Consider the following 12,997-nt stretch of genomic DNA (forward strand, 5'->3'; position numbering starts at 1 on the left):
ATGCGTTGGAGCCGGATGCCGCGCGTCGGGGGACCCCAAGGGTTGGTCGGTCGCTCAGGCACCCATAATCGTGGCGGCGATCTCGTTGTGCCGCTCGTTGGCGGCCTTGGCCTCGTCCAGCGAGGTCTGCATCGCCTGCCCGATCCCGCTCAGGCCAAGTTGTTCGGCATACGCGCGGATCGTGCCGAAGGCCGTGATCCAGTAGTGCAGCGCCAGTTGCCCGTTAGCGATGATGCCGAGGTCGCGCGAGGCGCCGTCGGGCGCCTGCTGGCGGGTCTCGCGGCTGACGTCGTAGAGGCCTTCCAGCACTGAGTTCTTCCGCTCGCCGCTGCCGCCTGCCTCCTGCAGGGCTTGGTCGATGCGCTTCGCTCACTGCTGCGAGGTTTAGTTGCCTTGCTTCAGGGCGGCCTTGAGGTCGGGATGGTAGGCGTCGTTCCGGATCTCGTCGGTGGCCTGCGCGGCGACCTTGCCGCCGTTCGTCATGGCGGCGAGCCCCTGGGCCACGAGCGTCTTGAGTGCGTCGTTGCTCATCGTCATCCTCCGGGTAGGCGCGTCAACGCAGGATGCGGCCGACACCACGGAGAACACCCGAAAAGCAAGCCGCCCGTTCTTCCGTGCCGCGGTCGAGGAGGAGACCAAGGCAGCCGAGGAAATCGTGGGTCTGATTGAGCCGGTCACCAAGATCTACCTCGACCTGACGCTAAGCGGCTCGAAGGCCGACAGTTGAGGGACCTCGGGACGGCCGCCGAGGCATGCTCGTAGGCGGCTCCCGCGACCGTACGACGCTCCCGTCGCGCGGATCCTCGACCTCCGGATCGTCCGGGGATCGCGCCCGATTAAATCGTTCTACACCGGCATGGCCCATCTTGCGGATCGAAACATCCGCGGGGTCGCCCCATGCTCACCGTCGTCGGTTGCCTCGTCGAAGCCCATGACTTCCGGCTCGTCGCCTTGGCGGCCGGGATCTGCGCCCTCTCGGCACTGACGACAGTCTGCCTCGTCAGCCACGCGCGCAGGGCGGCCGGGTGGGCCCAGGCCGGGTGGCTCGCCGTCGCGGCGACGGCGGGCGGCTCCGGCATCTGGGCGACCCACTTCATCGCCATGCTCGCCTTCGCGCCGGGCGTGCCGAGCGGCTACGATGTCGCGCTCACCGGCCTGTCCCTCGCCATCGCCGTCGCCTTGGTCGGCTCCGGCCTGTCCCTCGCCGCCCTCGTCGGCGGCCGGGCCGCGGCCTGGGCCGGCGGCGCGATCCTCGGCCTCGGCATCGCGGCGATGCACTATACCGGCATGGCCGCCTACGAGGTGGCCGGCCACAAGGCGTGGGATCCCGCAACCGTTGGCGTCTCGCTCGCGCTGGGCGGCATCCTCGGCGGCGCCGCCCTGGCGGCCCAGCTCGGCGCCCGCGGCCTCGTTCGCCAGGTGCCGGCGGCGCTCCTGCTGCTGCTTGCCATCTGCAGCCACCACTTCACCGCCATGGGTGCGGTCACGATTGCGCCCGACCCGACGCTCGCCGTATCGGAGGCCGCGATCCCGAACGCGTGGCTCGCGGTTGCCGTGGCCCTCGCGAGCTTCGCCATCCTGCTCCTGGCCGGGGCCGCACTCGCGCTCGACGTGCGCGACCGCCGTCACGCCAAGGTGGAGGCCGACCGCCTGCACAGCCTCGCCAACGCCGCGGTCGAGGGTCTCGTCGTCTGCACCGGCGACGCGATCGTCAGCGCCAACCGCAGCTTCGCCAAGCTGGTCGGCCTGCCGCCCGGTGCGCTCGCGGGCACGGCCCTGTCGGCGTACCTGCCGGGCGACGCGGCCCGGCTCGCGCTCGCCGGCCAGCCCGAGCGCCCGGTCGAGGCCGAGCTTCGCCAGGCCGACGGCACGCTCGTGCCGGTCGAGATCATTATGCAGCCGGTCGATCATGCCGGTCGACCGCACTACGCCGTCGCCGTGCGCGACCTGCGGGCGCGGCGCCAGGCCGAGCGCCAGATCCAGTTCCTCGCCCACCACGACGCCCTCACCGGGCTGGCCAACCGGGCCAGCTTCGGCAAGCGCCTCGACCAGGAGATGCGCGCCGCCGACGCGGGCGGGCGCAAGCTCGCGGTGCTCTGCCTCGACCTCGACCGCTTCAAGGAGGTCAACGACCTGTTCGGTCACGCCGCCGGCGACGCGATGCTGGAGAGCGTCGCCCGGATCGTCTCGGCCGAGCTCGACGACACCCAGATGATGGCCCGGCTCGGCGGCGACGAGTTCGCCGTGCTGATGCCCTGCGGCGGCCCGTCGGAGGCCGGCCGTCTCGCCGAGCGCATCCTGGAGGCGCTGCGCTCCGGCCGGACGGACGCGGGCGGCCCGCAGATCGCCACCAGCATCGGCGTCGCCCTCTACCCGGACGACGCGCAGGAGCGCGCGGCCCTCCTGAGCTACGCCGACACGGCCCTCTACCGCGCCAAGTCGGAAGGCCGGGGCACCTACCGCTTCTTCGAGGCGAGGATGGGCGTCGAGGTCCGCGAGCGCCGTCTCCTCGAACACGACCTGCGCCACGCCGTGGCCCGCGGCGAGATGCAGCTCGTCTACCAGCCGCAGACGGACGTCGGCTCGGGCGCCGTCATCGGCTTCGAGGCGCTACTGCGCTGGAAGCACCCGGAGCGCGGCTACGTCTCGCCCGCCCTGTTCATCCCGATCGCCGAGGAGAGCGACGCCATCCTGCAGATCGGCGAGTGGGTGCTGCGCGAGGCCTGCCGGGAGGCAGCGACCTGGTCAAACCCGCTGTCCATCGCCGTCAACGTCTCGGCGGTGCAGATCCACAGCCCGCACTTCGTCGGGCTGGTGCACGAGGTGCTGCTCAAGACCGGGCTGGCGCCCGGTCGCCTTGAGGTCGAGGTGACCGAGACTGCCCTGATCAGCGACCCGAACCGAGCGCTGCTGACCTTGAGGCAGTTGAAGTCGCTGGGGCTGCGCATCGCCATGGACGACTTCGGCACTGGCTACTCGTCGCTCTCGAACCTGCGCTCGTTCCCGTTCGACAAGATCAAGATCGACGGCTCGTTCGTGCGCTCCGTCGACAGCAACGAGCAGACCGCGGCCATCGTGCGCTCGGTGCTTGGCCTGGGGCGCGGTCTCGGCCTGCCGGTGCTGGCGGAAGGCGTCGAGACCGACGCCGAGCTCGGCTTCCTCGCTGCCGAGCAGTGCCACGCCGCCCAGGGCTACCTGATGGGCCGCCCGTCGCCCATCGGAGAGTTCGCCCAGCACACGCATGGCACGGTTCCCGTCATCGCCGACGACCGAAAACGCGCCTGAGCCTGTCGGCGGGGGCGAGCGTCGATCTCGCCCGTATCAGGGTGTCGGGTCGGCTAGGACGGGGGCGGGCATGAAGGGGCGCATGACACGAGACACGTCCACGACACTCCCGCCGCTCCGGGTCGCCGCTTTGACATGCGCCCTGGTCGCCGGCTGCGGCCTCGCCCCGGTCGCCCTCGCCCTCGCGCCACGCCCCGGCGAGCCCGTCGCGGTCCTAACCCTCTTCCCCGACGCCCCAATCCCCAAGGCCGTCGCCGCCTCGGGCGCCTCCATCCTGTGGCTCTCCACCGGCGGGCACGTCGCGGTGCTCGACGCCTCCGGGGGCGACGCCGCCGCCGACCTGCGCCGGGCCGGCGCCTTCATCGTCCTCGCCGCCGGACCCCTGGGCGCCTGCCTCCCGGGCTACCGGCCTCCCCCGATCCTCACCGGACCATCCCCGTCATGACCGACAGCGGCAGCCTCGACCGCCTTCGCCTCGCCTTCCTGCCGGTGATGCTCGGCGCGCTCGGCGTGCTCGCCGTCATCGTCACGGCATTCGCCTGGTGGCGAGACGTCATGCCCGTGCCCGTGACGGTCCTCGCGGTCCTCCTGCCCGGCGCGACCCTCGCCGCCGCCCGCCGGCACGGGGCGGCGGCCATCACGCGCCACCTCTCGTCGGCCTCCTTGATGATGCTGGTCGGCCTGCTGGTGCTGGCCGCCTCGGGCACGCACCTGCAGATCGACCTGCACATGGTGTTCTTCGCCGCCCTCGCGGTCGCCGCCGGCTGGTGCTGCTGGTCGTCCATCCTCATGGCGGCCGGCGTCGTGGCCGTCCACCACCTCGCGTTGAACGTACTCTACCCAGCCGCGGTGTTCCCGAACGGGGCCGAGTACCTGCGCGTCGTGCTGCATGCCGTCGTCCTCGTCACCGAGGCCGCCGCCCTGGTGCTGGCCGCCCGCCAGCTCGCGAAGGCGCTAGCCTCCGCAGAGGCGGCCACCCGGCAGGCCGCCGACAGCGTGCTGGCGCAGCGCCGCGCCGAGGCGGCAGCCGGCCAGGACCGTAACCTGGAGGCCCACCGCCAGCGCCGCCTCGGCGAGGTCGTCGCCGAGTTCCGCGACGCCCTCGTCGAGATCGAGCGCACGGTCGAACGCGAGACCGGCGGCATGCGCGAGACCGCGCTCGCCCTCAGCGGCGTCGCCGAGCATTCGAGCCGTCAGGCGGCCGCCTCCGAGGCCACGGCGTCGGCGACGGCGCAGAACGTGCTCTCGGTCTCGGCGGGGGCCGAGGAACTCAGCGCCTCCATCTCCGACATCGCCGGCCAGACGGAGCGGGCGAGCCAGCTCATCGCGCGCATGACCGAGATCGCGCGGAACACGAACGAGGAGGTCGAGCAGCTCGCCGTCGTGGCCGACCGCATCGGCACAGTCATGGGCCTGATCAAGTCGGTGGCCGACCAGACCAACCTCCTGGCGCTCAACGCCACCATCGAGGCGGCGCGCGCCGGCGCAGCCGGCCGCGGCTTCGCGGTGGTGGCCTCGGAGGTGAAGGCGCTGTCGGGCCAGACCATGCGGGCGGCCGACGAGATCGTGTCCCAGGTAGAGGCCATCCAGGCCTCGACGCGGCGAACCGTCGGCTCCGTCCACGCGATGGCCTCGGCCACGCAGGAGGTGAACGCCCTGACCACGTCGATTGCCGTGTCGGTCGACCAGCAGCGGGCGGCGACGCAGGAGATCTCCCGCACCGTGGCGCAGGTCGCCCAGGGCAGTTCCGAGGCGCACGCCGGAGCCGTCTCGGTCTCGCAGGCCACCCGGGAGACGCAGCGGCACGCCGACAGCGCCGTGTCCGCGTCCGAGTCCCTCAAGGCGGTCGCGGCCGACCTCGCGCGTTCGGTGACCCAGTTCGTGCAACGGGTGACGACCGACCTGGAGGAGCGCCGCGGCACGGTTCGTGTCGCCGTCGACGAGGCGGCCTTCCTGCACGTGCGGGGGCGGCGGCATTCGGTCCGCCTCGCGGAGGTCTCCTCCCACGGTGCCCGCATCGCGGGCGCTCCGCAACTTGCGCCCGGCGAGGCGGTCGAGTTCGAGACGGCCGACGGGGGGCGCACGCCGGCGGCGGTCGCGTGGAGCGAGGGCGGCACGGCGGGGCTCGACGTCCGCGCCGGCTTGCGCCACCCGGCCCTCGAAGGGGGCCTCGGCGTGGCGGCCTGACGGGAGCCCGCGCCTGGCCGGCTCGCCGACCGCCACGAGGTCGGCTACCTTCGGCACCGCCGACGTTACGCCACCGCGGAAGCGGCCCGAGGCTCCGCGGCTTTCCGGGTGCCGAGGCTGTCGGGAAGGGTGAGATACTCGAAGCGGCCGCTCGCACGCTTGTCCGCCCTCAACAACCCCAAGCCACGCACCGCGTCCCTTCCGCCCGCGGCCCAGCGGTCGCGGATGGACGAGGGCGAGAAGTCGAAGCTCTTGGCCGCGAGCTCGTCGGCACCGGCCTGATAGACGAGGTGGAGCAGCGTCACCGCCGGTCCCTCGGGATCGAGCCGCTCGCGCAACTCGTACTCGCGCCTGAGGCCTGCAACCGCCCGGCGCGGCGCGCTGGCGAAGATGAGGTCGTTGGCGCGTTCCAGCACCGCGTCGAGGGAGGCGGGACGCGGCGCCCGCAGGGAGAACAGGTCCGAGGCGATGCAGAGGAGGTCCCGCTCGGGCTCGGTCTCGAAGAGCGGGTCGAGGGGCAGGTTGTTGGTGTAGCCCGCGTCGCACAGGACGCGCCCGTCCACCTCCACGGGCGGGAAGGCGGGCAGGATCGCCGTGCTGGCTAGGATGTGCTCGGGCCGGACCTCCTGGCGGGCGGTGTCGAAGTAGACCTCCTCGCCAGTCTCGACGTCGACGCAGCCCACCGTCAGGCGGGTGTCGCCCCTGTTCAACCACTCGAAATCGACGAGGCGCTCCAAGGTCCGGAGAAGCGGCCTGTTGTCGAACAGGGCCACGTCGTTCGGCACCCATGGCAGCGCCGACCATGGGCCGGGCAACCGGTGGCCGAAGATGCTCGGGCGTCCCCAGGCGAGCGCCAGGAGGGCGTGCAGCCCGTTGTAGACCTGGCGCGGCTTGAGCAGCCCGGTCGGGCTCGGGCCCGTGGCCTGGGTCGCCTCGTCCCAGAACATCCGGAGATTGGCGACCCTGTCCTCGGGGGCGTTGCCCGCGACGATGGCGGCCGTCACCGCGCCGATGGATGCGCCTACGACCCAATCGGGCCTGAGCCCATGTTCGTGCAGCGCCTCGTAGGTCCCGGCATGGTAGGCGCCGACGGCGTTGCCGCCGGCAAAGACCAGGGCGAGGTCGCGTGTGTCGTCCACCATCGTGCCTTCGTGCGTTGAGGCCGTTCGCGGCCGGGACCCGGCCGGCGTCAGCCGTGCGGCTTGAACACCACTTTGGTGCAGTTGTCGGTCTTGTCGCGGAACGCTTCGTAGAGTGCCGGCCCTTCCTCCAGGTTCGTGGAGCGATGGCTGATGATGAAGGAGGGGTCGATCTCGCCCTTCTGGATGCGCTCCAGGAGCGGCTTCATGTACCGCACCATGTGGGTCTGACCCGTCTTCAGGGTCAGGCCCTTGTTCATGAGCACGCCGAGGGCGACGGGGCCCACCGGACCGGCAAAAACACCGGGCATCGAGACGTTGCCGCCGGGCCTGCAGGCGAGGATGGCCTGGTTGAGCGCGAAAGGCCGCTCCAGGCTGACCGTATGCTCCATGATGGTGGAGGAGACCTTCTGGAGCGTGGTATCGGCCCCGTGCGATTCCATGCCGACCGCCTCGATGACCGAATCGGGCCCGAGGCCGTGGGTCATCTCCATGAGCGTGTCCTGCACGTTCTGGCTCGACAGGTCGATGGTCTCCGCGCCGGCCTCGCGGGCGAGCGCCAGGCGCTCGGGCACGCTGTCGATGGCGATGACGCGCTTGGCGCCCAGCAGGTAGCAGCACTTCACCGCCAGCACGCCGACCGGGCCGCAGCCCCAGATGGCGACGGTGTCCTCCGGGCCGATGTCGCAGTGCTCGGCGGCCTGGTAGGCGGTCGGGAAGATGTCAGAGAGGAACAGCACCTGCTCGTCGGTGAGGCCCTCGGGGACGACGATCGGCCCGACGTCGGCGTAGGGCACCCGCAGGTACTCGGCCTGCCCGCCGGCGAAGCCGCCGGTGATGTGGGAGAAGCCGAACAGGCCGGCCAGCGGGTAGCCGTAGGTCTCGGCCTGCAGCTTGCCGTTCGGGTTGGTGCGCTCGCAGCAGCTCCAGTTGCCCCACTTGCACTGGCGGCACTCGCCGCAGCAGATGGTGAAGGGCACCACGATGCGGTCGCCGACCTTGAGCGTGTGGTTGTCCTTACCGACCTCGATGACCTCGCCCATGGTCTCGTGGCCGAGGACGTCGCCGCACTCCATCGTCGGCATGAACCCGCCCATCAGGTGCAGGTCGGAGCCGCAGATCGCGCAGGCGGTCACCTTGATGATGACGTCTCGCCCATGCTCGATCTTCGGGTCCGGCACCGTCTCGCAGGTGATCTTGCCCCGGCTCTGCCACGTGAGTGCTTTCATGGTCGGTCGTCTCCGATCGTCGCGTATCGGGTCGGTAAGAAGGTCGGTCGCGGCTCGGTTCCGGCGCGGCGAGGCACCCAAGGTCAGCGATGGCGCGGCCTGGATCGCGTGCCGAGGATCACGGCGGCCGTCGCGGCCAAGCCTGCTGCGAGCACGCCGGCCGTCGCGAGCGGATGCAGGGTCGCCCGGGTGTAGGCGCTGGTGCGCATGACGTAGACCGGCGGGTCCCCGCGCACCTCGCCGGCATGCCGCGGGGCGTGCAGGGCGCCCTGCGGATCCCGTGGAGGCTCAGACCGCTTCTGCAGCGCTATGATGGCCGGCGCGAGCTCGTCGTAGGCGCCCGGCGCGAACTCCTTGCCCATCACGAACAGCTTGCCGCCGCCGCCCACGACGATGTCGCGCTGCGGGTGCACGGCGGCGTGCAGGATGGCGTTGGCCACCTCCTCGGGCGGGTAGATCGGCGGCGGCAGGGTAGGCTGACGGTCCATGTAGTTGCGCGCCCTATTCGGTAGGGGCGTGTCGATGGAGGCGGGCTTCACCAGGGTGACGGAGACCGGTGCTCCCTCGGCGATGAGCTCCATGCGCAACGTGTCGGTGAAGCCCTTCACCGCGTGCTTCGAGGTGGCGTAGAGACCCTGGAACGGGAAGGCGAGGTCGGAAGCGATGCTGCCGACGTTGATCAGCGCCCCGCCACGCTGGCGCAGGTGCTCCGCCGCGACCAGCGAGCCGTTCACCGTCCCCCAGAGGTTGGTCTGGATGAGGCGCTGGTGATCCTCGTAGGCAATCTCGCTTAGGGGGCCGTAGACGGTCAGGCCGGCCACGTTGACCCAGGTGTCGAAGCCGCCGAACGTCGCGATGGCCTTGTCGGCGATGGCCCGGACGTCCTCGCGACGACCCACGTCGGCCACCACGTAGGCAGCCTTCGGGCCGAGCTCGGTGGCGACTTGAGCCAGGACCTCCCCGCTGCGGGCGGCGAGGACGACCCGGGCGCCGCGCTCGGCGGCCATGCGGGCGGTGGCCAAACCGATGCCGCTCGACGCGCCGGTGATCACGATGACCTGCTCGCGCAGCGGCTTATGCGTCATGTCCGGTTCGCTCCTCGCCGGCCCCGGGGTGGGGGCCTGGCGAGGCTACGCGCCAGGAGGCAAAGCGTTGCGGTCGGCGACGCTTTCGCTCGCCCCCTCACTTGGTTCGCCTGGGCGGCCACGCTCGATCCGGTAGTGGATGGGCTTGAAGCTGCCGTTGTTCGATTGGAGCGCCGAGCAGGCGGTCAAGCCGATGACCAGGTCCCTTTCCGCCTCGAAGGTGATGTGGTCGCCGGCCCGGCTGAGCGGCGGCTCGACCGTGAACGTCCCCGTCGCACCGTCCACCGGCACGTTCATGAAGCAGTTGAACGCCACCGGGATGCGGTCGGCGGCGACCCCGTAAGGGGCGAGTGCGTGCGCGAGGTTGCCGAAGCAGCCCCGGTGCGGGTCCGCGTCGCCGTAGATGATGCGGAAGGTGTCGGCCGAGCACGGCGTCAGCAGGAAGTCGTGCCGACCGACCGTATCCTCGACGATGCGCAGAAGCACGTTCGAGCGGTTCGAGTAGAGCGGGTCGCCGGTCGTCAAGTAGATCCGGCTCGCGTAGTCGAGCGTGCGACCGGAGGAGATCACCTCGTCGAGGTCGTGACGGTTGAAGGCGAGGAGGTCGGCCACCTGCTCGCCGCGCGGGTCAATGACGGTGAGGCGGTCGCCCTTGTCGAGGGTGAAGGCGACGCCCGAGCGCGGCGCGATCTCGTGGGTGCCGGCGTCAGCGCACATCGGCGCCCCCGGGGTTCGCGCCACGCGGCCGGAAGGGGCACCGCCAGCCCGCGTCCACGACCCGGCCGCTGTACTGGCGCGCCTCCGATATCTCACCGTGCCGCGCCAGCATCGGGTTGACCGAACCGGCGAGCGCCTCGTCCCGCTGCAGGATGGAGGAGCGCAGCTTCTCGTAGCGGCCGGCCGCGCGGAGCTGCTCGAACTGGGCATGCAGGTTGAACACCAGGGCGGGCGAGGAGAACCGGCGTGCCGGGCGGCTGGCATGCGGGTGCAGCCCGACGACGAAGAACGCCTCGCCGGCGAAGCTCAGGGAGAAGTGCGGGCTGTCTGGCTCCTGCGCGACGCGACCGTCCCAGGGATGGCCGAGCCAGGCATCCTTGTCGGCGAGCGACTGCACCCGGTCCCAGAGGTGCCGCTCGAAGCCGGCCTCGTCGAGGTCGCCGGGTCCCTCGAAAATGACGGCGAAGCTCTGGGAGAGGTCGGGCCGGCGGCGGTAGCGGGCCGCGAACGCCATCAGCGCCGGGTAGATGCGCATGTCGTCCCAGGCCGAGGTGATGTCGCGGGCGACCAGGACCCGCATCTGGCCCTTGGTCAGCGCCGACTTGGCTCCGACGCAGGGGAAGCCGGCATCGCGGATGAAGGCTCGGAAGGCTTCGGCCCGAGGGTGGTTCTGGTCGTCTCTAGGCAGTTGCATCGGAACTCGGCACGCACGTCGCATGGATGGCCGCGAAACCCGCGTGGGATGGCGGGGCCTCAGGCAACGGCGCCGCCTCCGCCGCGTTCCGCGCGGCCTCGGACCGGTCCTAGCTATCCACAGCCAGCGGTCTCCCCCGCCCGAGGGCCTCGACGAAGTTGCGCATCTCCGTCTGCCTGAGGCGCTCGTCGGTGACCTGCTCGTCCAGGCCGAGGCGCCAAGCGAGGTCGCGCCGTGTGGGATCCGCATGCAGGCCGTCGACCTGCCACGCGTAGGCCTCGACGTCCTCCCCGTCCCGCGCGAGGCCCGCCTCGACCAAGCTGTCCGCTTGGCGGCGCAGGGCGCCGGCCACCTCGTCGAGGCCGATCTCGGGGTGGTACTGCACGCCCCAGAACACGCCGCCATCGAAGCGGATCTCGGCGGCCTGCACGGCGGTCAAGCGATTGCCGGCGAGCAGGGTGGCCCCCGGCGGCAACGCCTCGACCTCGTCCGTGTGGATGGCGGGCGCGTCGTAGGCGGCCGGCCGGCCCGCCAGAAGCGGGTGCGCGCGACCTTCCCCGGTCGGCGTGATCCGCCGCGCGAAGCCGGCCTCCAGCCTCCGCGCGTTCGGGCGCACGCTGCCCCCGGCCGCGACGGTGGCGACCTGCAGCCCGGCGCACGAGCCGAAGGCCGGCGTGCCGGAGGCGAACACGGCCCGCATGAAGGCGACCGTGCGCCGTGTCTCGGGTGTCTCCTCGTAGAGGTGCAGCGGCGAGCCCGTGAGGAGCACCGCGTCGTAGCCCGTGAGCGACAGGCCTGGCGGGAGCGCGGCATCGGTGTCCGCGGGCTGGATGCGGTCGCACGCGGCGTCCGGCACGAGCCTGTGCAGGATGTCCAGGTAGGTCTCGCCGGAAGACCGACCGACGCTCTCGCGACGCTTCTCGCGGGCCTGCTGGGTCTCGCTCTCGGCTACGAGGAAGCGGAGCGGCGGGTGGGATGATCGCACGATTCCGACGTGTCCTCAGTTGCCGCGCGGCATGGGGAGCCACTGCTTCAGGTCAGACGATCCCAAAGAGGTCCGTGCGGCCGAGATAGCGCCGAGGGTCTCTCGCGAGGCGCCCGCCGTCCGGGCTTCCACGTCGAAGGCCTGTAACCGCCGGAACAGCGCGACCTCCAGGTCGGGGAAGGGCGGCGAGGGGCGAAAAGCCATCATCTCGTCGAGGCGCCGCCGGTAAGGGCGGCCCTGTTCATCTCGGTCCGGCACGGTAACCCTTGCCTCGTCGGTCGGTCCGGCTGTCCCAGCAAGGCAGCGCCGCCTGGATCAACCTCGGCGGCACCGAAACGTCCTGGCCCCGCACCTGCGGCATGCGGCCCCGGCTACGCCGCCCCGACGTCACGCGCCGCGCCGGCTTACTTGCCCTTGCCGCCCTTCTTGCCGAGCTCGGCCTGCGCGGTCGAGGAGGTCCGCGGGTTGGACTTGCCCTCGTGGCTCGCCTTCGCGTTCGCCTTCTTGGCCGTCGCGCTGCCGTGCCCCCTTCTTATCCGCCATGCCCGCCTCCATGAACCGGGATGGGAAGTCATCGCCGGCCGCCGCGTTCCACGGCAAGGCCCTGCCCCGGGGCGATGATGACGTCCGTAACGACGGGATCCTCGTCGCCGGCCTTCCCGCCTGGGACGATGGGGCGCAGCGCTGGGCACGAGGCGCGGCAACCCGAGACCCGCTTCCACGTTACGCTCCCGGGACCTGTCGAGGGTCTCGTGAGGTTCGAGAGCCGACACGCGACGGCTTATCCTGGAGGGTGGGGTGGCCGGACGTGTCGGGACGGGAACGGGTGCGCCGGATCCCAGGCTGCTGCGCGCGGCGGTCGAGGCCACCGGCGAGGCGATCCTCATCACCTCGGCCGACATCGACGAGCCGGGTCCGCGTATCGAGTACGCCAACCCGGCCTTCACCCGCATGACAGGCTACGAGGCCGAGGAGGTCCTTGGGCGGTCCCCGCGCTTCCTCCAGGGTCCCGGCACCGACCGGGCCGTCCTGGACGGGTTGCAAGCCGCCATGAAGGCCGGCGAGATGGCCCAGGGCGAGGCGCTGAACTACCGCAAGGACGGGACGACCTACGTGGTGGAGTGGCTGATCACGCCCGTGCGCGACACCGAAGGCCGCATCACGCACTGGGTCTCCGCCCAGCGAGACGTCACCGGCCGACGCGCCGGCGAGGATCGGCAGGCGTTGCTGGTGCGGGAGCTTCACCATCGCGTGAAGAACACGCTGGCGACGGTGCAGGCCGTCCTGAACGCGACCATGCGCTCGTCGCTCTCGGTCTCCGAATTCACTCGGGCCCTGTCCGGGCGCACCACGTCGCTGGCCCGGACGCACGCGCTGATCACCGAGGATCTCGCCCAAGCCGCCTCGTTCGAGGGGCTGCTGCGCGCCGAACTCGACCCCTACGACGAGCGCGGGCGCCTGACCTTGGAGGGCCCGGCGGTCGTGCTCCCGTCGGAGCTCGCCGTGCCGGTCGGCATGGCCCTGCACGAGCTGACGACCAACGCCCTCCGCCACGGGTCGCTCGCCGCTCCGACCGGTCGGCTCCAGGTGGCCTGGTGGGTCGAGGAGGGACCTGCCGGACGCGCCTTGCGCTAGGACTGGACCGAGCACGACGGTCCTCCGGCCCCGCATCCCAC

The 12,997-nt window shown here is 71.5% G+C and carries 14 protein-coding genes; 5 read left to right on the forward strand and 9 right to left on the reverse strand.

Going from position 1 to position 12,997, the window contains the following annotated elements; translation table 11 throughout:
• Positions 1 to 54: 54 nt before the first annotated feature.
• A complete protein-coding gene (locus MFF61_RS04140) occupies positions 55 to 360 on the reverse strand; it encodes a DUF892 family protein (protein WP_210161463.1) in 306 nt (101 codons plus the stop codon).
• Between the two features lie 24 nt (positions 361 to 384).
• On the reverse strand, positions 385 to 531 hold the full coding sequence (locus MFF61_RS04145; protein ID WP_238233844.1) for a hypothetical protein: 147 nt from the start codon (positions 529 to 531) through the stop codon (positions 385 to 387).
• Here MFF61_RS04145 and MFF61_RS04150 point away from each other — a divergent pair.
• The 4 genes from MFF61_RS04150 to MFF61_RS04165 all read left to right on the forward strand — a co-directional run bounded on the left by MFF61_RS04150 (position 524) and on the right by MFF61_RS04165 (position 5,472).
• A complete protein-coding gene (locus MFF61_RS04150; RefSeq protein ID WP_238233845.1) occupies positions 524 to 727 on the forward strand; it encodes a hypothetical protein in 204 nt (67 codons plus the stop codon). The two genes, MFF61_RS04145 and MFF61_RS04150, sit on opposite strands and share 8 nt — an antisense overlap.
• Before the next feature lie 170 nt (positions 728 to 897).
• Positions 898 to 3,285 (forward strand): bifunctional diguanylate cyclase/phosphodiesterase, encoded by a 2,388-nt coding sequence (locus tag MFF61_RS04155; protein ID WP_238233846.1) that lies wholly within the window; start codon positions 898 to 900, stop codon positions 3,283 to 3,285.
• Between the two features lie 82 nt (positions 3,286 to 3,367).
• Positions 3,368 to 3,730, forward strand: coding sequence for a hypothetical protein (locus MFF61_RS04160; RefSeq protein ID WP_238233847.1), 363 nt, complete (start codon positions 3,368 to 3,370; stop codon positions 3,728 to 3,730).
• Positions 3,727 to 5,472: a methyl-accepting chemotaxis protein gene (locus tag MFF61_RS04165; protein WP_238233848.1), complete on the forward strand. Its 1,746-nt coding sequence runs from the start codon at positions 3,727 to 3,729 to the stop codon at positions 5,470 to 5,472. The genes MFF61_RS04160 and MFF61_RS04165 overlap by 4 nt, the downstream gene beginning before the upstream one ends.
• A 65-nt stretch (positions 5,473 to 5,537) precedes the next feature.
• On the opposite strand, the gene MFF61_RS04170 is transcribed toward MFF61_RS04165, so the two are convergent.
• The 7 genes from MFF61_RS04170 to MFF61_RS04200 form a co-directional block, all read right to left on the reverse strand.
• Positions 5,538 to 6,614, reverse strand: a complete 1,077-nt coding sequence (locus MFF61_RS04170) for a patatin-like phospholipase family protein (protein ID WP_238233849.1) — start codon at positions 6,612 to 6,614, stop codon at positions 5,538 to 5,540.
• A 47-nt stretch (positions 6,615 to 6,661) separates the two neighbouring features.
• Positions 6,662 to 7,840, reverse strand: a complete 1,179-nt coding sequence (locus tag MFF61_RS04175) for a zinc-dependent alcohol dehydrogenase (protein ID WP_238233850.1) — start codon at positions 7,838 to 7,840, stop codon at positions 6,662 to 6,664.
• A gap of 83 nt (positions 7,841 to 7,923) precedes the next feature.
• Entirely contained in the window at positions 7,924 to 8,925 is a 1,002-nt protein-coding gene (locus MFF61_RS04180; RefSeq protein ID WP_238233851.1) for an SDR family oxidoreductase, read from the reverse strand.
• Between the two features lie 45 nt (positions 8,926 to 8,970).
• On the reverse strand, positions 8,971 to 9,642 hold the full coding sequence (locus MFF61_RS04185; protein ID WP_238233852.1) for a DUF1989 domain-containing protein: 672 nt from the start codon (positions 9,640 to 9,642) through the stop codon (positions 8,971 to 8,973).
• Positions 9,632 to 10,336, reverse strand: a complete 705-nt coding sequence (gene gntA, locus MFF61_RS04190; RefSeq protein WP_238233853.1) for a guanitoxin biosynthesis heme-dependent pre-guanitoxin N-hydroxylase GntA — start codon at positions 10,334 to 10,336, stop codon at positions 9,632 to 9,634. The genes MFF61_RS04185 and gntA overlap by 11 nt, the downstream gene beginning before the upstream one ends.
• 109 nt (positions 10,337 to 10,445) lie before the next feature.
• On the reverse strand, positions 10,446 to 11,321 hold the full coding sequence (locus MFF61_RS04195; RefSeq protein WP_238233855.1) for a type 1 glutamine amidotransferase: 876 nt from the start codon (positions 11,319 to 11,321) through the stop codon (positions 10,446 to 10,448).
• A gap of 15 nt (positions 11,322 to 11,336) precedes the next feature.
• A complete protein-coding gene (locus MFF61_RS04200) occupies positions 11,337 to 11,579 on the reverse strand; it encodes a hypothetical protein (protein ID WP_003604884.1) in 243 nt (80 codons plus the stop codon).
• 540 nt (positions 11,580 to 12,119) lie between these two features.
• Between MFF61_RS04200 and MFF61_RS04205 the strand changes: the two genes are divergently transcribed.
• A complete protein-coding gene (locus MFF61_RS04205) occupies positions 12,120 to 12,956 on the forward strand; it encodes an HWE histidine kinase domain-containing protein (protein WP_238233856.1) in 837 nt (278 codons plus the stop codon).
• The last annotated feature ends 41 nt before the right edge of the window (positions 12,957 to 12,997 follow it).

The organism is Methylobacterium isbiliense (genome assembly GCF_022179325.1).
GTDB classification, from domain to species: domain Bacteria; phylum Pseudomonadota; class Alphaproteobacteria; order Rhizobiales; family Beijerinckiaceae; genus Methylobacterium; species Methylobacterium isbiliense.

What these genes read in the sequence shown, in the direction of transcription:
- MFF61_RS04160 (WP_238233847.1), top strand. Translation starts at nt 3,368, where the DNA reads ATGACACGAGACACGTCCACGACACTCCCGCCGCTCCGGGTCGCCGCT.
- gntA (WP_238233853.1), bottom strand. Translation starts at nt 10,336, where the DNA reads ATGCAACTGCCTAGAGACGACCAGAACCACCCTCGGGCCGAAGCCTTC.
- MFF61_RS04145 (WP_238233844.1), bottom strand. Translation starts at nt 531, where the DNA reads ATGAGCAACGACGCACTCAAGACGCTCGTGGCCCAGGGGCTCGCCGCC.
- MFF61_RS04155 (WP_238233846.1), top strand. Translation starts at nt 898, where the DNA reads ATGCTCACCGTCGTCGGTTGCCTCGTCGAAGCCCATGACTTCCGGCTC.
- MFF61_RS04175 (WP_238233850.1), bottom strand. Translation starts at nt 7,840, where the DNA reads ATGAAAGCACTCACGTGGCAGAGCCGGGGCAAGATCACCTGCGAGACG.
- MFF61_RS04165 (WP_238233848.1), top strand. Translation starts at nt 3,727, where the DNA reads ATGACCGACAGCGGCAGCCTCGACCGCCTTCGCCTCGCCTTCCTGCCG.
- MFF61_RS04180 (WP_238233851.1), bottom strand. Translation starts at nt 8,925, where the DNA reads ATGACGCATAAGCCGCTGCGCGAGCAGGTCATCGTGATCACCGGCGCG.
- MFF61_RS04185 (WP_238233852.1), bottom strand. Translation starts at nt 9,642, where the DNA reads ATGTGCGCTGACGCCGGCACCCACGAGATCGCGCCGCGCTCGGGCGTC.
- MFF61_RS04170 (WP_238233849.1), bottom strand. Translation starts at nt 6,614, where the DNA reads ATGGTGGACGACACACGCGACCTCGCCCTGGTCTTTGCCGGCGGCAAC.